Source organism: Microbispora hainanensis, assembly GCF_036186745.1.
Taxonomy (GTDB): domain Bacteria; phylum Actinomycetota; class Actinomycetes; order Streptosporangiales; family Streptosporangiaceae; genus Microbispora.
This window is the reverse complement of the sequence record NZ_CP108086.1, coordinates 8463889-8480916: the sequence shown is the minus strand read 5'-3', so window position 1 is coordinate 8480916 and position 17028 is coordinate 8463889. Positions and strand designations below refer to the sequence as shown.

Annotated in this window: 16 protein-coding genes; 6 read left to right on the top strand and 10 right to left on the bottom strand. The window is 71.8% G+C overall.

Annotation, left to right across the window (positions count from 1 at the left end):
- Window positions 1–16: 16 nt before the first annotated feature.
- A complete protein-coding gene (locus tag OHB01_RS38355; RefSeq protein ID WP_142645610.1) occupies window positions 17–802 on the bottom strand; it encodes an SDR family oxidoreductase in 786 nt (261 codons plus the stop codon).
- 101 nt (window positions 803–903) lie between these two features.
- Here OHB01_RS38355 and OHB01_RS38350 point away from each other — a divergent pair, with 101 nt between their 5' ends.
- Complete coding sequence (locus OHB01_RS38350; protein WP_328854689.1) at window positions 904–1533, top strand: TetR/AcrR family transcriptional regulator; 630 nt, start codon at window positions 904–906, stop codon at window positions 1531–1533.
- A gap of 81 nt (window positions 1534–1614) precedes the next feature.
- Here OHB01_RS38350 and OHB01_RS38345 read toward each other — a convergent pair whose 3' ends face one another.
- Together OHB01_RS38345 and OHB01_RS38340 are read right to left on the bottom strand one after the other, a co-directional pair.
- A complete protein-coding gene (locus OHB01_RS38345; protein ID WP_142645608.1) occupies window positions 1615–2721 on the bottom strand; it encodes a Gfo/Idh/MocA family oxidoreductase in 1107 nt (368 codons plus the stop codon).
- 47 nt (window positions 2722–2768) lie between these two features.
- Window positions 2769–3674 carry a PAC2 family protein gene (locus OHB01_RS38340; RefSeq protein WP_328854688.1) on the bottom strand — a complete coding sequence of 302 codons (906 nt, stop codon included), beginning with the start codon at window positions 3672–3674 and terminating at the stop codon, window positions 2769–2771.
- A gap of 93 nt (window positions 3675–3767) precedes the next feature.
- Here OHB01_RS38340 and OHB01_RS38335 point away from each other — a divergent pair, with 93 nt between their 5' ends.
- A complete protein-coding gene (locus OHB01_RS38335) occupies window positions 3768–4169 on the top strand; it encodes an ankyrin repeat domain-containing protein (protein ID WP_142645606.1) in 402 nt (133 codons plus the stop codon).
- 168 nt (window positions 4170–4337) lie between these two features.
- Window positions 4338–5231 (top strand): 4-epi-cubebol synthase, encoded by an 894-nt coding sequence (locus OHB01_RS38330; RefSeq protein ID WP_328710632.1) that lies wholly within the window; start codon window positions 4338–4340, stop codon window positions 5229–5231.
- A gap of 22 nt (window positions 5232–5253) precedes the next feature.
- Here OHB01_RS38330 and OHB01_RS38325 read toward each other — a convergent pair whose 3' ends face one another.
- Window positions 5254–7362, bottom strand: coding sequence for an ATP-binding protein (locus OHB01_RS38325; RefSeq protein ID WP_328854687.1), 2109 nt, complete (start codon window positions 7360–7362; stop codon window positions 5254–5256).
- 261 nt (window positions 7363–7623) lie between these two features.
- Between OHB01_RS38325 and OHB01_RS38320 the strand changes: the two genes are divergently transcribed.
- Complete coding sequence (locus OHB01_RS38320; RefSeq protein ID WP_167530435.1) at window positions 7624–7791, top strand: hypothetical protein; 168 nt, start codon at window positions 7624–7626, stop codon at window positions 7789–7791.
- 7 nt (window positions 7792–7798) lie between these two features.
- On the opposite strand, the gene OHB01_RS38315 is transcribed toward OHB01_RS38320, so the two are convergent.
- Window positions 7799–8293, bottom strand: a complete 495-nt coding sequence (locus tag OHB01_RS38315; protein WP_328854686.1) for an ATP-binding protein — start codon at window positions 8291–8293, stop codon at window positions 7799–7801.
- A 4-nt stretch (window positions 8294–8297) separates the two neighbouring features.
- On the bottom strand, window positions 8298–8492 hold the full coding sequence (locus OHB01_RS38310) for a DUF5999 family protein (protein ID WP_142645856.1): 195 nt from the start codon (window positions 8490–8492) through the stop codon (window positions 8298–8300).
- A 236-nt stretch (window positions 8493–8728) separates the two neighbouring features.
- On the opposite strand from OHB01_RS38310, the gene OHB01_RS38305 reads away from it, so the two are divergent.
- The gene (locus OHB01_RS38305) at window positions 8729–9100 is read left to right on the top strand and encodes a response regulator transcription factor (RefSeq protein ID WP_328854685.1); all 372 of its coding nucleotides are present in this window, start codon (window positions 8729–8731) and stop codon (window positions 9098–9100) included.
- 103 nt (window positions 9101–9203) lie between these two features.
- Here OHB01_RS38305 and OHB01_RS38300 read toward each other — a convergent pair whose 3' ends face one another.
- On the bottom strand, window positions 9204–9863 hold the full coding sequence (locus OHB01_RS38300) for a response regulator (protein WP_260617113.1): 660 nt from the start codon (window positions 9861–9863) through the stop codon (window positions 9204–9206).
- 162 nt (window positions 9864–10025) lie between these two features.
- On the opposite strand from OHB01_RS38300, the gene OHB01_RS38295 reads away from it, so the two are divergent.
- Entirely contained in the window at window positions 10026–11843 is a 1818-nt protein-coding gene (locus tag OHB01_RS38295) for a DUF4118 domain-containing protein (protein ID WP_328854684.1), read from the top strand.
- Between the two features lie 10 nt (window positions 11844–11853).
- Here the strand turns inward: OHB01_RS38295 and OHB01_RS38290 are convergent, their stop codons facing one another.
- The 3 genes from OHB01_RS38290 to OHB01_RS38280 all read right to left on the bottom strand — a co-directional run bounded on the left by OHB01_RS38290 (window position 11854) and on the right by OHB01_RS38280 (window position 16864).
- Complete coding sequence (locus OHB01_RS38290) at window positions 11854–12693, bottom strand: sensor histidine kinase (protein ID WP_168065653.1); 840 nt, start codon at window positions 12691–12693, stop codon at window positions 11854–11856.
- 491 nt (window positions 12694–13184) lie between these two features.
- Window positions 13185–14135, bottom strand: coding sequence for an ABC transporter permease (locus tag OHB01_RS38285; RefSeq protein WP_315985187.1), 951 nt, complete (start codon window positions 14133–14135; stop codon window positions 13185–13187).
- Complete coding sequence (locus OHB01_RS38280; protein WP_328854683.1) at window positions 14132–16864, bottom strand: alpha/beta fold hydrolase; 2733 nt, start codon at window positions 16862–16864, stop codon at window positions 14132–14134. The genes OHB01_RS38285 and OHB01_RS38280 overlap by 4 nt, the downstream gene beginning before the upstream one ends.
- Between the last annotated feature and the right edge of the window lie 164 nt (window positions 16865–17028).

Sequence of the window (17028 nt, the reverse complement as noted above, 5' to 3'; positions counted from 1 at the left end):
GCCGGCGCGGGCGGGTTCAGACGAGGGTCTCGCCGCCGTCCACGGTGATGACCTGGCCGGTGACGTGGTTGTTGGCCATGAGGAAGACGGCCGTGGCGGCGGCCTCCTCGGCGGTGCCGAAGCGGCCGAGGGGGACGGACGTCCCGGCGGCGGCGACCGCGTCGTCGGAGTCCAGCCCCGGCAGCGAACGCAGGAGCGGGGTGTCGATCCGGCCGTAGCGTACGGCGTTCACGCGCACCCGTGCGGGGGCGAGCTCCACGGCGAGTGCCCTGGTGAGGGTCTCCACGGCGCCGGCGGCCGACAGCGGGACGGTCATCCCGGGAGCGGGGCGGACCACGAGGATGCCCGAGCTGAACGTGAGCGAGCCGCCCGCGGGAAGCCGGGTCGCCGCCGCGCGGGCGACCGTGAAGGCCGTCTGAAGGGAGCCCGAGCCGAGGGTCGTGCGGATGTCGTCGGCCGAGAGGGCGGCCAGCGGGCCGGCGCCGCTGATGCCGCCCGCGGTGACGTACACGTGGTCGACCCGGCCCGCCCGGTCGAACGCCTCCGCGAGGGTCCGCTCGTCGCCGCCGTCACCGGTGACGCCCAGCACGGCGTCGTCCGGGCCCGAGCCTCGCACCCGGGAGGCGGCGGCCTCCAGCCGGTCGGGGTCGCGGCCGACCAGCACGACGCGGGCGCCGATCGACCGCAGCAGGACGGCCGCCGCCAGCCCGATGCCCGAGCTTCCGCCGACGAGGACGACGGTCGCGCCGGAGAGCGCGCCGGGCAGCGGCGACCGTACGGGGATGGGTGTCGCAGTGCTCATGGGAGAGCCTCTCGATGAAATAAACCATCTGGTTGTTTTATTGCCGACCCCGATATTGCCGCTCGTACGGGGCGGAGTCAACCGGATGGTTTAATTCGTCCATGGCCTACGACGCGGAGGACACCAGACGGAGGATCTTCGACGCCGCCATCGCCGAGTTCGCCGAGCACGGGCTGGCCGGGGCCAGGGTGGACCGCATCGCGACGGCCGCCAAGGCCAACAAACAGGCCATCTACCTCTATTACGGCAGCAAGGAGAAGCTGTTCGCCGCCGTCGTGCGGGCGAAGCTGGAGGAGGTCCGCGCCTCCGTCTCCGTCGACCCCGGCGCGGTGGCAGAGTCGGTCGGGCAGATGTTCGACTGGTATCGGGAGCACCCGGAGCTGATCAGGCTGCTGCTGTGGGAGGCGCTGGAGGTGCGCGACGAGCCCGGCGAGAGCGAGCGGGAGCGGCGCGACGCCTTCCGCGAGAAGGCCGGTCAGCTCGCCGACGCGGGCCCGGTCGGCCACCTTCCCGAGGATGCGCGGGTCCGCGCGGCCCAAGATCTGCTGTTCACCGTCATGGGCCTGATCTCGTGGAACTTCGCGGTGCCCCGGATGTGCCGCCTCGTCCTGGACGAGGAGACCGAGGAGGCCGCGTTCGCCCGGCGGCGCGAGACGGTGATCGAGGCCGTCCGCAGGCTCGCCACCGCCCCGCCCGTCCCGGACGCCGCGGCGGCGCGGCCCGCGGAGTGAGCGGGCGCCACTCCCTCCCCAGGCGACTTCGCCTTGCCGGCTGCTATTCCTCCCTGCCGGGTGCTCCTCCCCGGTCGGGTGCTATTCCTCCCGGCCGGGGAGGCCGACCACCTGGCCGCGGGTCGCCGACAGGACGGCGGCCTCCAGCACGGCGATCGCGTCCACGGCGTCGTCCGGCTCGACCGGCGGCGGCGCGCCGTCCCGCAGGCAGGCCACGACTCCCTCATAGAACCGCTGGTAGGCCCCGGGCTCGGTGGGCACCCGGCGGCAGTCGCCCTCGGCTCCGAGCGTGCCCCAGCGCTCCGGGGCCTCCGCGCCCCATCCGGCTCCCGTACCCTCACCCGGGCCGCCGCCTGGGCCGAAGCCGGCGGCGTCCGGCCGCTCGCCCGCCCGCAGGCGTTCCTCCTGGGGGTCCAGGCCCCACTTCACGTAGGACGCGCGGGAGCCGAGCACGCGGAACCTCGGGCCGAGGTCGGCGGCCACCGCGCTCATCCACAGGTGCGACCGGGTCCCGTTCCGGTGGGTCAGCGCCACGAACGCGTCGTCGTCGTTGCGCACCCCGTCCCGCCTGACGTCGGTCTCCGCGTACACGTGGGAGACCGGGCCGAACAACCGCAGCGCCTGGTCCACCAGATGGCTGCCGAGGTCGTAGAGGGTGCCGCCGACATCCTCCGGCCCGCCCGACTCGCGCCAGCCGCCCTTGGGCACCGGCCGCCACCGCTCGAACCGCGACTCGAACCGGTGGACCTCGCCCAGCTCGGGCAGCACGCGGCGCAGCGTCAGGAAGTCGCCGTCCCAGCGCCTGTTCTGGAAGACCGTCAGCATCAGCCCGCGGTCGCGCGCGAGCCGTACGAGGTCGCGGGCCTCCGCGGCGGCGCCGGCCAGCGGCTTGTCCACGACCACGGGAAGCCCGGCCTTGATCGCCTCGGTCGCCAGGGGCACGTGGGTGCGGTTCGGCGACGCGATCACCACGAGATCGCAGTGGTCCCACAGGTCGTCCGCGGCGGGGACGACGGCCGCGCCGGGATGGCCGGCACGGACCCGCTCGGCCCTGGAGGGGTCGCGGGTGACGACGGCGGCGAGGCGCAGCCCCGGCGTGGCGGCGATCAGCGGCGCGTGGAAGAAGGATCCGGCCGGACCGAAACCGACCAGTCCGACGCGGATTTCGGGGAAATCTGAGGGCGGCATGAGGCGCGGGAGTCCTTCGAACGGTTCAAGCGCGGCGGAGGGGCGGCTCAGGCGTCGCCCTCGTCCCGTTCGGCGAGGAACGCCTCGAACTGGGCGGCGAGCTCGTCGCCCGTGGGCATCTTCACCTCCTCGGCCAGCAGGCTCTCCCGTTCGGTGCCCGACTGGAACGCGTCGTACTGCTGCTCCAGGCCGCGGATGGCCCCGGCGAGCTCCTCGGACGCCGCGATCTGCTCCTCGATCTCGACGTTGGTCTTGTCGGCCGCGTCCCTGAGCGTGTCCATGGGGAAGACCAGCCCGGTGCCGCGGGTGACGGCCTCCAGCGCCGCCACGGCGGCCTGCGGATACTCCGCCTGGGCGAGGTAGTGGGGCACGTGGACGGCGTAGCCGAGCGCGTCGTGGCCCTTCGTCCCGAGGCGGAACTCGATGAGCGCGGCGAGGCTCCCCGGCACGCGGACCTTGCCGAAGGGGCTGGTCTGCCCGTTCACGAGGTCGGGGCGGGTGGCGTGGGCCGTCAGGCCGAGCGGCCGGGTGTGCGGGACGCCCATCGGGATGCCGTGGACGGTCACCAGCTTGCCGATGTTGAGCCGGGTCACCAGCATGCCGACGGCCTCGGTGAACAGCTCCCACTCCCGGTCGGGCTCCGGCCCGCTCAGGATGAGGAACGGCGTGCCCGTGACGTCCTTGGTCAGGTAGACGACCAGCTCAGGGGTGTCGTAGTCGCTCCAGTGATCGGTGTCGAAGGTCATCGCCGGGCGGCGGGACCGATAGTCGATCAGCCGGTCCACGTCGAAGGTCGCGATGACCCGGTGCTCCAGTTCGGCGAGGAGGTGCCCCAGGGCGAGCCGTCCGGCGGCGCCGGCGTCGACGAACCCCTCGAAGTGGTAGAGCAGCACCGGATCGGTCAGCTCGGGCAGGTCCCCGTCGAGCCGATAGAGATCCGTGGGGTCGGACACGTGTCCCAGCCTTTCTCACGAAGTCTTTACCTACTGAACCTACGGGACCCCCGGTCGATTCCGGAGGGGTAGCGGCGACCTTACCGTTGGACCATGGGGAACAAGGAGCCGGACCCTGAGATGGAGGAGTTCGCCACCAGGCTCTTCGACCTCGCGAGGTCGGGGCGGACCGAGGCGCTGTGCGCGTACGTCGACGCGGGCGTGCCCGTCGACCTGCGCAACCAGAAGGGCGACACGCTGCTCATGCTGGCGGCCTACCACGGCCACGCCGCCACCGTACGCGCCCTGGTCGAGCGGGGCGCGGACCCCGACCTCGCCAACGACCGCGGGCAGACCCCGCTCGCCGGTGCGGTGTTCAAGAAGGAGCCCGAGGTCGTGCGGGCGCTGCTGGAGCTGGGAGCCGATCGCTACGCCGGGACGCCGTCGGCCGTCGACGCCGCCCGCATGTTCGGCGACGCGGAGATCGTCGCTCTCATCGAGGACTCGTCCGGCTGAATGGATCTGTCTGGTTAGATCTGTATGGCCGGTGTGTCCGTAATTATGGCAAGGCTGGCGCCGATCATCTGGTGGGACCATGCTTGTCGGATGGCTACTGCGAAAGCGGATTCCCTGAGAGGGAGCCCCCTCCGCCTTCCCTCGCTCACCTGCCCCTTCCCGAGTGCGGTGAACCCGCACGTCGACGAGGTGAACCGGGACACTCTGGCCTGGCTGGCCGCCTCCGGCATGATCGCCGACGACGACCAGTTCGAGCGTTTCCGGCTCGCTCGCTACGGATGGCTCGGCGCCCGGACCTACCCGTACGCCTCCCGGGAGCTGTGCCAGCTCGTCACCGACTGGTGCGTGTGGCTGTTCGCGTTCGACGACGCCTACTGTGAGTCGGACCGGCGGGCGGCCGAGATCGCCCGTGCCCTGCCCCAGCTCTACACCGTGGTCGAGGACAACGAGGGTGACGAACCCGTCGAGAACGTCTTCGCCCGCGCACTGCTCGACATCAAGACGCGGATCAGGAGGAACGGCACCCCCGACCAGCTCGACCGGTGGCGGGCGACGGTCAAGGACTACCTGTTCGCCCAGGTCTGGGAGGCCGCCAACCGGGAGGACGACGTCGTCCCGACGATCGACGACTACATCTTCATGCGCCGCAGGACCGGTGCGATGCTCACCGTCTTCGCGCTGATCGACGTGGCCGCGGAGGTCTGCCTCACCACCGACGAGTGGCGGCATCCGGTGGTGCACGAGATGACCGAGCACGCCAACGACGTGGTCGTCTGGGACAACGACCTCATCTCGTACGCCAAGGAGCGGGATGAGGCCAACATCCGCAACAACCTCGTCAGCGTGCTTGTCGGGCACACCGGGTGCACGGTCCAGGAGGCGATGGACCGGATCGGCGCGATGCGCGACGAGGCGGTCGCCGCGATGGCGACGCTCGCCCCGGCCGCCGAGGCGCTCGGCTCGCCCGCCGTCAGCGCGTACGTGCGGGGCCTGCAGTATTGGATCAGCGGCAGCGTGGACTACTCGCTGACCAGCTCCCGGTATTTCGGCGCCTGGCAGTGATCACCGCCGATCGGCGGCCCGGTCAGCCGAGGTGGAAGTCGTCGAGGTCGTCCAGCGCGTACTCGACGAGGTCGCCGAGGCTGAACCGGGTCCCGACGGCGTACGCCTCGTCGTAGGCGGCGTCGCCGATCAGCTTCTTGCACTCCTTGACGCACTGCTCGTGCTCGGTCGTGAAGAACGGCGACCCGAACTGGGGCAGCCCGAAGGTCCGCCAGTTGGCCTGGGCCGCCCCGAGGAGGGTCGCCGTCCGTTCCGGCTCGCCGGCCTCCAGGTTCAGCGTGGCGAGGTTGTCCACGCACAGGACGATCCCGAGCACGTCGTGGAAGTGCCGCTTGATGCGCAGCGCCTCCTTGCACGCCACCAGCGCCTCGTCGCGCCTGCCGGTCGCGCGGTGAACGAGGGAGGAGACATACCAGGCGTAGGACCGCAGCCACAGCTCGCCGCGCTCCTGGCAGACCTGCAGGCAGTCGGCCAGCAGCGTCTCCGCCTCCTCATAGTCGCCCTGCGCGAACAACACCATGGACAGCTCGACGATCGCCGGCAGCAGGCCCGGGTTCAGCTCCCGGCCGCCGCGGTGGAACTCGATCGCGACACCGAGCAGCGCCGTCGCCTTCTTCGCGTCGCCCTGCAGCATGGCCGCGGTGCCCTGCATCTTGGTGGCCAGCAGCACCGCGCCCGAGTCGCCCACGCGCACCGCGTCGGTGCTGCACTGCTCGGCCGCCGAGAGCGCGCCCGCCATGTCGCCCTGGGCGCTGCGGATGTAGGCCAGCACCCACAGGGCCTTGCAGCGCTCCTTGCTGGGCGAGGGACTGGTCTTTAGCGCGCGCTCCAGGTAGACCACGCCCTCGCGGGCGAAGCCGCAGGCCACCCACAGGAACCACAGGGCCGACAGCAGCTCGAGGCCGACGCGTTCCTCACCCGGCGTCGAGAGGCAGTAGTCGAGCGCGACGCGGATGTTGTCGTGCTCCTGGCGCATCCGCGTGTACCAGTGCACCTGGCGCGGCCCCGACCACGAGTGCTCGCTGCGCTCGGCGAGCTGCAGGTAGTAGTCGCGGTGGCGCTGCCGCAGGTCCTGCGTCTCGCCGAGCTTGTCGAGCCACTCGCCGCCGTACTGCCGCAGCGTGTCGATCAGCCGGTAGCGCTGTCCGGCCGGGGTGGGGAAGCTCAGCAGGACCGACTTGTCGACCAGGCCGCCGATCACGTCGAGGACCTGCTCGGCCGGCAGCGCCTCGCCGGCGCAGACGCTGCGGGCCGCGTCGAGGTCGAAGTCGCCGGCGAACACCGACAGCCGCGCCCACAGCAGCCGCTCGGCCGGCTCGCACAGCTCATGGCTCCACCCGATCGCCGCGCGCAGCGTCTGATGCCGCGGCAGCGCCGTACGGCTGGCCCCGGCGAGCAGGCTGAACCGGTCGGCGAGCAGCGCGAGGATCTGCTGGACCGACAGCGTGCGCAGGCGTACGGCGGCCAGCTCGATGGCCAGCGGGATTCCGTCGAGACGGCGGCACAGCTCGGCCACGGCCGAGACGTTGTCCTCGTCCACCACGAAGTCGGGCACGACGGCGGAGGCCCGGATGCCGAACAGCTCGACGGCCTCGTTGGTGAACGGATTCTCCGACGGGTTGTCGCCGGGCACCGTCAGCGGCGGCACGGCGGCCGTGTACTCGCCCGGCGCGTTGAGCGACCGCCTGCTCGTCGCGAGGATGCGCAGGTGCGGCGCGGTGTTGAGCAGGTTCTGGGTGAGCTGGGCGCAGGCGTCGACCAGGTGTTCGCAGGTGTCCAGGATGAGCAGGAGCTCCCGGTCGGCCAGCCATTCGGTGAGGGTGGCCGACCCCTCCCGCGGCGACTGGTCGGCGATGCCCAGCGCGGCCGTGATCGTGTGGTAGACCATCGCGGGGTCCTGCAGCCGGGCCAGGTCGACGTACCAGACGCCGTCCCTGAACTGGCGCCGCACCTGGTGCGCGAGGCGCAGCGCGGTGCGCGACTTGCCGACCCCGCCGATGCCCGTGACGGTGATCAGCCGGTGCTCCTGCAGCTTCTGTCGCAGCGACGCGAGCAGCCGTGTGCGCCCGACGAAGCTCGTCAGCTCCACGGGCAGGTTGCCCTCTTGCCGCCATCCTGCTGGCGTTGCCATGCCGCCTCACGGGGGGTTCGTCCGGCGTGCTCCCTGCTCCCGCATCGTACCTTTGCGTGCGGTTGGCTGTCCGGTGGTACGGGCGTGACGTTTGCCCGGCGATGTGGCGGCGTGATCTCTCTTCGGGGGAAGGAGTCCCAGCGCCGCCCGGCAATCGCCCAAGACTCCCCGTTGTCCGGCTCGCGGGGCTCATGGGGCGCATGGGGCTCAAGCGGCCGGCGCGGCTTCGCGGCTCCGGAAGGAGCCAGTAGCATTGGCTGCGTGAGTGTGCAGCATCCGGATGACATGCGTCCGGTGGACCTCTTCGACGAGGGGCTGCCGGTGCTGCCCGACCAGACGAGCGACGACACCGACCTCGGGTGGGGCGACTGGCGCTCCGACTCCGACGTCTCCCGCCTGCTGGAGGAACGCCCGCCTCACTGGGACTGAGGTCGCGTCAGGACCCCGTCGCCAGCTCGAACCAGACGGCCTTTCCCCTGTTCGTCGGGCGTACGCCCCAGGAGCGGGCCAGGGAATCGACGATCAGCAGCCCCCGGCCGCCCTCGGCGTCGTCCGGTGACTCGCCGCGCGCCCGCACCGGAACGCGGGCCTCGTCCTCGACCTCGCACCGCAGGACGCCGTCCCGCAGCGTGAGCGTGAGGACCGGTTCTCCCCGCCCGTGCAGCAGGGCGTTGGCGACCAGTTCGCTGACGAGGAGTTCGGCCACCTCGGCCACCTCGCCTTCCGTGCATCCCGTCCAGTCCCGCAGCGTGGCGCGGACGAGATCGCGCGCCCGGCACGTGGAGGCCGGGACCGCGGGGAGGCGCCAGGAGGACCGGCGCGTCTGCGGCACGCCGTCGTCGTCCGCGCCGTTCCGCACGGCGCGGGGCCGTTCCCCGGGGAGAGCGCTGAACGGCTGCCGGACCGCGAGGGCGAGCATGGTCGTGCTCATGGGCTCACGCGGCCTGTGCGTAGCGGGCTCGGTGGGGGAGGAGGCTCCGGCCGTCGGGCAGCAGTTCGCCGGTGTCGTCGAACACCACGACGCCGTTGCAGAGCAGCCCCCATCCCTGCTCGGGGTGGAAGGCCACGAGGCGGGCGGCGTCGCGGTCGGGGGCGTACGCGGGCGGACACGGCGGGGTGTGCGGGCACATGCGTGTCACCTCGATCCTTCGCGGGCGGCGGACAGTTCACGAAAAGCCGGTTCGGGCTGGTGACCTCATGAAGCCGACGTTCCCGCTTCACGGCCACCCGCTCGCATTTCACACAATTACGGGCAAAAGTCCTGTTGTCTGCGCTGGAAGCCCCCATTGCGTCTGGATGCCCTCCGGACTTCGGGATGGCGGCTACCTGCAATGACCCGGGCGTGCCCCGATGCGACCCTGGAGATGTGGCCCTGCGGTGTCTCATCGTCGATGACAGCGATCACTTCAAGGAGGCCGCCCGCCGGATGCTGGAGGCGGACGACATCGCTGTCGTGGGCATGGCGGCCACCTCCGCCGAGGCCCTCCGGCGGTTCCGCAGGCTGCGGCCGGATCTCGTGCTGGTCGACATCGACCTGGGCGAGGAGAACGGATTCGACGTGGTCAGGCGGCTCTCGGAAGAGGCAGGGGGCCGTCGCCCCCGGATCATCCTGATCTCCACGTACGACGAGCAGGACTACGCCGACATGATCGCGGCCAGCCCGGCCGTCGCCTTCCTGTCCAAGCCGAGCCTCTCGGGCCGGGCCATCGACGAGATCCTCCGGAAGTCCAGCGCCTGACCGGGCCGCACCGGTCAGGCGGACTCGGTCTCTGGTCGCCGCCGGTGAGTGAGCACTCCCAGCGCCTGGGCCGCTCGGCCGGTCTTTCTCGCTTCGGGCGGCGTCAGCGGGCGTCCAGGAACGTGAGCACGGCGAGCACGCGGCGGTGGTCGTCCTCCGTCTCCGGCAGCCGCATCCTCGACATGATGCTGCGCACGTGCTTTTCCACCGTGCCCTCCGTGATCCACAGTTTGTGCGCGATTCCCGCGTTCGAGCGGCCCTCCGCCATGAGGGCGAGCACCTCGCGCTCACGCTGGGTGAGCTGCTCCAGCGGATCCTGCCGTCGGCGGGCGTTGATCAGTTCCGCCACGAGGCTGGGGTCGACGACCGAGCCGCCGTCGACGATGCGTCTCAGTGACGCGACGAACTCGGACACCGCGGTCACCCGGGTCTTGAGCAGATAGCCGATGCGATGGCCGGCCGCGAGCAGCTCCATCGCCTGATCGACCTCGACGTGCGCCGACAGCAGCAGGATGCCCACCTCGGGGAACTCCGTGCGAATGACCTTGGCCGCCTCGACGCCCTCCGTGGTGTGCCGCGGAGGCATCCGGATGTCGACGATCGCGAGGTCGGGGCGGCAGCGCCGGACGAGGGCGATCAGCTCGGGCGCGTTCCCCGCCTGGCCGGCGACCTCGAACCCCGATCGCTCCAGCAGGCTCGCCATTCCCTCGCGCAACAAAACGTCGTCGTCCGCCAGGACCACTCGTGCCGAGGCCTCGTCCACCGTTCCGCCGCCTTTCAGGCGCGGTCACGCCGCGTAGGGACCGCCTCGATCGTGCCGGCGATCGGGTGGTCCCGCCATCTGCGGCCGACCAGCGCCTATGTGGTACATATGGCCGCGTACCGTTGGGTTATGCGCGCGCGATTGCTGTCATCGCTGCTTCGTATGAGACGTCCGCCTCTGGCGCTGGGCGTCGTCGTCGGAGTCGTATGCGTGACGGCGGAGACGCTTCTGGCCCTCCCGCTGGCCCGGATGGCCTCCACGAGTCCCTTGGGCCTAGTTTATCTCCCTGGAATTCTCCTGGTTTCGTACTTCTGGGGTCTGCCGTTCGGCGTGGTGACCGCGCTGGGGAGTGGTCTGGTCTACGACCTCTTCCTGATCCCCCCGACACACCGGATCACGCTCTTCAACAGCTGGTCGTGGATCGCGCTGGTGGTCTTCCTGGTGGTCGCGCTGCTGGTCAGCGGTGCCGCGGCGCTGCTGCGAGCGCTGCTCCTGGAAGCCGACGAGCGCCGCTGCGAGGCCGACGTCAGCGCCGGCACGGCCCGTCTCCTCCTGCGTGCCGACCATCTGTGCGCGGTGCTGCCGGTCGTGGCCCGGCGTCTGGCCCGGGACCTCGGTCTGCCGTCCCTGGCGGTCAAGTTCGGGCCGGTCGGCGACGACCGGAGCCACACCACGCTGCCCCTCAGCGACGAGGGCACCCGGTTCGGCTCGCTCGTCGTGCCCGCGGATCTGCCGGAGACGACGCTGCGCCGCCTGCGAGAACGCGTGGTGCCCTCGCTGGAGGCGGCGCTGGTGGCGGCGCGTCATCGTGAGGCCGCCGCCTGCGCCCTTGCGGCGAGCCGGGACGAGCTCGCCAGGGTCGCCGAGGAGCAGGCCGCGCTGCGCCGGGTCGCGACACTGGTCGCGCGCGGAGTCCGCCCGACAGAGATCTTCGGCGCGGTCGCCCGTGAGATGGGCCTGATCGTGAACGCGGACCACACGGCGATCGAACGCTACGAGCCTGACCGGACGGTCGTCCTGATGAGCTCCTGGAGCGCGTCGGACGGCGGGCCCCCGCCTCCCGTGGGCCTGCGCCGGCGGCTTCACGAGGAGGGCCTGTCGGCCCTCGTCCTGCGAACCGGGCAACCGGAAATGATCATGGTGGACGAGACCACGGCCGGCGAGCTGGGCAGGTGGGCCAGAGACGAGGAGAACGGCGTCGCGATCGGCGGCCCCATCGTCGTCGAGGGACGCCTGTGGGGCGTGATGATCACCTTCTTCCGTGGCCTGGAGCGGCGACCGGAGGGCGTGGAGGAACGCATGCGGGACTTCACCGAGCTGGTCGTGACGGCCATCTCCAACGCACTGGCCCGCGACGAGCTCGCCGCCTCACGCGCCCGTGTGGTCGCCGCCTCGGACGAGACCCGGCACCGGATCGAACGCGACCTCCACGACGGGGCACAGCTGCGCCTCGTCTCCCTGGGGTTGCAGGTGCGCATGGCCGAGGCCGCCGTGCCGCCGGAGCTGCCTGAGCTGAGGCAGCAACTGTCCCACACGGCCGAGGGCCTGACGTTGGTGCTGGAGGACCTGCGGGAGCTGTCGCGCGGCATCCACCCGGCGATCCTGTCCAAGGGCGGTCTCGGACCCGCGCTGAAAATGCTCGCGCGCCGATCGGCCGTCCCCGTCGACCTGAGAGTGCGCGTCGCGGAACGCCTGCCGGAGCGGGTCGAGGTGGCCGTCTACTACATCGTCTCGGAGTCGCTGACCAACGTGGCCAAGCACGCGCGAGCCTCCCTGGTGGGCGTCGACGTCCAGGCGACGGCCGAAGGCGCCACGGTCGTGATCCGCGACGACGGGGCAGGCGGCGCGGACCCGGCCAAGGGCTCCGGGCTCATCGGTCTCAGCGACCGCGTCCAGGCGCTCGACGGGACCATCGAGATAACCAGCCCGATCGGCCACGGCACCACGCTGACCGCCGTCATCCCGATCCGCGACGGCTGACAGGCGACGGTCACGGCCTCGGGTGTCCATCCGCGGCCGGATGGGCGAGAGGTTCGGCGAGCGGCAGGCGGACGACGAAGCGCGCGCCGCCCTCCGGCGCGTCCTCCACACTGATGGTCCCGCCGTGGGCCCGCACGATCTCGCGTGCGATGGCGAGGCCGAGGCCGGAACCGCCCCGGCTGCGGCATCGGGACTCGTCCAGGCGGGTGAACGGCTCGAAGATCTTCTCCCGATCCGCTTCGGCGATGCCGTCACCGTCATCGGACACCGAGATCTCCGCGTGGGCGCCCTCCTGGCGCACCTCCACCAGCACCTTGCTTCTGGCGTGGCGCTGCGCGTTGTCCAGCAGATTGCCCAGCAGGCGGTGGATCTCGTTGTCGACAGCGTTGATCACCATTCCGGGGACGAGTTGGAACAGCGTCGGCATCCGGGGCGCCCGGCCGGCGACCTGCGTCAGGACCAGCTCGGACAGGTCGGCGAGCTGCGTCCCCTGAGAGGGCTTCGTCCCCGCCTTCTGGAGCGCCAGCAGGTCGGAGACCACCGTCTGGAGGCGGTCCACGTCGCGCAGCGTGTGGACGACGAGCTCGGTGAGATCGGTCTCCTCGGGGTGCAGCCGGGCCTCCTCCAACTGGGCCCGCAGTCCGGCGAGAGGCGTGAGCAGTTCGTGGGACGCGTCGGCCATGAAACGGCGTTGCCGGTCGGCCGCCCGCTTCAGCTCGCTCCTGGCGTCGGCGAGCTCCCTCAGCACGCTCTCGGCGGCGTCGGCCGACAGGGAGATCGCGGTTTCGCCGTGCGAATCGTGGGTGCGGCCGGCCGGGTCGCCGACGGCTGGGTGAACGTGTCGGCACATGACGTTCATCGCGGTGTCGCCGGGTCGGGCGTGACCGCCGTCGCCGTGTGGTGTCCGGAGCGGGGCGGCGGCGCCGGCGCGGGGCGGCGCGGGGACGGTCCCGTCCGCCCGTGCAGGGAGGGCGGCGTGGCGCGGAGGCGCCGGGCCGGCGACATGACCGGTATCCGGAACGACGCGGTTCCCGCTGGTCGTACGACAATCTGCATCAGGCACCTCCGGCTACACAGTCGCGTTCCGCGGCAGCGGCGGTCTCGTACGTCCGTCCGGGGTGCGCCGTGCCCTGTCGGCAGGCCGGCCCGGCGCGGGTGAGGGCGCCGTTGGGGCCTGTCACACCACCATGGCCCAGCCGGCCCAATGCTGTCTGCCGTGGCAGCCGCCATCGTGCCCTGCTGCCAGCCATGCCTGGGCATTCCGGCTAGCTGGAATGCCAGGCCGTACGCCGCCCGCGCGGCCGGAAGGCGGCGGTGAGCCCGGGTGCCGGTCAGGGCCGGTCAGGAGACGACGTCGCGGCGGCGGAAGCGGCGGAAGGCCAGAGCGATGAGGACCACCGAGTAGGTCACGGAGACCGCCACACCCTTGATCATGCCGCTGTAGTCGGGCTCCGGCGCGAGGGCGTCGAGCCACGCGGAGTTCCAGAAGGTCGGAAGGAACTCGCGCAGCGAGCCCAGCGCCTCGACCGCCTGCAGGATGCTGCTGACGATCACCAGGCCGACCGCGCCGCCGACCGCGCCGAGCGGGGAGTCGGTGCCGACCGACAGCAGGAAGGCGACCGCGGCGACCACCAGCTGGCTGACCAGGGCGTAGCCGATGACGATGGCGAACTTGGGCAGCACGTCGGCGGCGGGGATCACCTCGCCGGTTCCCGGCACGGTGATGTCGTTCCACCCGAAGGCCAGTGTGCCGGCGAGCAGGGCCATCAGCGGCAGCGCGGTCACCGCGGCGGCCGAATAGGCCAGCGCCACCACCAGCTTCTGGCGCAGCAGCCGGTCGCGGGGGACCGGCGCGGCCAGCAGGTAGCGCAGCGACGACCAGCTCGCCTCGCTCGCCACCGTGTCACCGCAGAACAGCGCCACGGCGACGACCAGCAGGAAGCTGGCCGACACCGACAGGGCGAACGCCGCGAAGTTGAGCCCGCCCGCCGTGGCCAGGTCCGACAGCCGCAGGCTGTTCTGGCCCCGCCCGGCCGGCCCGAACTGGAACGCCACCACGAGCACCCACGGCAGGGCGAGCAGCACGCCGAACATCGCCATGGTCCGGCGCCGCCGCAGTTGCCGTACGAACTCCACCCGCAGCGGCAGCGTGCGTCCCGGAGCGTAGCCGGGCGCCTGGCCTCCCAGGTCGTCCGCGCGCCGGTCCGATTCGTCCAGGGCGACCGGCGTGGCCCGTCCGCCGCCGGGGACGGGTCCGGTCGGGTCCGGGGCAGGTCGCTTCGCCGGGCTCAACGGCTCTCTCCGATCAGGTCGAGGAACACGTCCTCAAGGCGGGGGCCGGCGCCGTTGGCGGCCGGTGCGGCGCCGAGCAGGTCACCGACCGGCCCGGCCGACACCAGCCGTCCACGGTGCATGACGACCACGTGGGTGCAGGTCTGCTCGACCTCGGCGAGCAGGTGGCTGGAGACGATGACGGTGCGCCCTTGCTCGGCGTACGCCTTGAGCACCCGGCGCATCTCCGCGATCTGCGGCGGGTCGAGGCCGTTGGTCGGCTCGTCCAGCACGAGCAGGTCGGGGAGGCCGAGCATGGCCTGCGCGATGGCCAGGCGCTGGCGCATGCCCTGCGAATAGGTGCGCACCGCGCGCTCCAGGGCCGCGCCGAGCCCGGCGATCTCCAGGGCCTCCTCCATGTGGGCGTCCTGCGGCGGCCGTCCCGTGGCCTGCCAGTAGAGCTCCAGGTTGGCCCGGCCGGACAGGTGCGGCAGGAACCCCGGCCCTTCGACGAACGACCCGAGCCGTGACAGCACCGGCGCCCCCGGCCGCACCCGGGTGCCGAAGATCCGGATCTCGCCCTCGTCGGGGTGGATGAGACCCATCAGCATGCGCATGGTGGTGGTCTTGCCCGCGCCGTTCGGCCCGAGCAGGCCGAGCACCTGGCCCTTCTCGACCCGGAACGAGAGGCCGTCGACGGCCTTCTCGCCGTTGCGGTAGCGCTTGCCCAGCCCGCTGATCACCAAGGGCACCCCGGCCGACTCGGAGTCCGTCACCAGGTCGTCGCCGGCCTCGCCGCGGCGCCTGACCCTGCCGGTCAGCAGGAGCACGGCCGCGACCAGGATCGCGGCGAGTGGCATGGCCCACGTCCACCACGCGGGGCCGGTGGCGGGCGTCCGCAGCGCCGCGTCCACCGGCAGCTCCAGGGTGGGGGAGTCCAGCGCTACCTGATAGACGGCGGGGGCGGCGGGCGTGGCGTATCCGAGGTCGGTGGTGGACACCACCAGCCGCATCCGGTGCCCGGCGTCGAAGCGCCTGTCGATGGCCGGAAGCGTCACGGTGACCGGAGTGCCCGCCTCGCTCGCGGTGACCCGCAGCGGCGAGACCAGGCTCGACGGGAGCACCGGAAGCGACCCTCCGGAGACGTCGTAGAGCTTGGCGAACAGCGTGGCCTCGCCCGTGCCGTACACCTTGATCGTGACGGTCGGGCTGCCGGTGACCTGCGTGGGTTTCGTCAGCGGGGCGGATTCGAAGACGGCCGCCTGACCGGGCATGTCCAGCGCGAGCGACGCGCCGCCGCCGTTGCCGCCGAGCAGCCCGCCGAGGCCGGGGACCGCCGAGATCGAGGACGGCGATCCGCCCGCCGGGTTGGCGATCGGCTGCCGTGGGCCGTTGAGCGTGACCGTGGTGCGCTCCGCGCCCGCCAGGCCGGGGTAGCGGCCCGCGGTGGCGTGGAGGAGCACAGGACGGCGCGTGCCCGGGTCGCGTCCGCCGTCCCTGGTCACGGTGAACGCCGCGGAGTCGCCCGCGCCCGCGGGGGCACCCTTGAGGTAGTGGTCGAACCAGCCGGTCGTGCGGTCGTACAGCCAGTCGGCCTCGCCGTCGCCGCCGTCGTGGCCGCCGTTGAACCAGGCGACCTCGACCGGGGCGCCGGTGGCGGCGACGGCGCGGGCGTTGGCGTCGGCGTGGGAGAGCGGGAACAGCGAGTCGCGCTCACCCTGGAGCAGCAGCGTCGGCACCTTGATCCGGCCGGGCACCGAGATCGGGCTCGACCGCCGGAGGAGATCGACCGCCTCCTTGGTGGCCCGGCCGGTCTCGGCGACCTTCTGGTACATGTCGCAGATCTGCGGCAGGAACCGCCCGCACTGGACCTGCTCGGCCCCCGGGATCCGCCCTGAGTCAGGGCCCCCGGACGCGTCGCCACCCGGCGATGTGGTCGGGCCGGCCGCCGGAGTGGCAGGTGTGGTCGCTCCCGGGCTCTGCGGGGCGTTGTTCTGCCCGGCGGCGTCCTGTCCGGTGTTGCCGCCCGCCGAGCCGGAGCCCGTGACCGCACCCGTGAGCCCGGCCAGGCCTCCCGCGCCGGCGCCGCCGTCCGGGGCCAGCCGTTCGGCGGCGGAGCTGAAGAAGATGCCGGCCCACATCTTCTTGAAGACGCCGTTGAGCGGGCCCTTGCCCGAGGCGTCGGGGAAGAGCGCGTCGGCGAGGTCGTACCAGGTGATCTGCGGGACGATCGCGTCGACGCGGTTGTCGTAGGCCGCGGTCATCAGCGCGATCGCCCCGCCGTACGAGCCGCCGGCGATCCCGACGCGCGGGTCGCCAGGGGCGTCGAGTCGCACTTCAGGTTGTTCGGCGAGCCAGTCGATCAGCTGCCGTACGTCCTTGACCTCGTAGTCGGGGGAGTTGAGTGCGATCTGCCCGGTCGAGCGGCCGAAGCCGCGGGCCGACCAGGTCAGCACTGCGTAGCCCTGCTGCGAGAGCCGCCCCGCCTCCTCGCGCATGCTCTGCTTGCTGCCGCCGAAGCCGTGGGCGAGCAGCACAGCAGGAGCCCTGCCGCCGGAGGCCGGGGGATAGAAGGTGGCGTCGAGATCGACGCGCTGGTCGTCGGCTGGTCCGTCCATGACCGAAATGACCAGGTCACGCCCCTTCACCACGGGGTCGGAGGGCCACAGGGCCCACGTCACGCCTCCGGCCACCAGGATGACCAGCGTGACAACGATCGCGAGGGCACGCCGCCCACCCGGAAACGCCATGTCGCGATGCTACTTGTCTCCGCTGAGAGACCGCTGAGGAGCCGCCCCGCCTGTGGATAACCACCGCTACGGCGCACGCCGACGCGATCCGGGCACGAATCGTGATGATGCATCGGGGTAATCCCTGATTGCGCCCCACCATGGGGAACGGCATCATTTCGCGC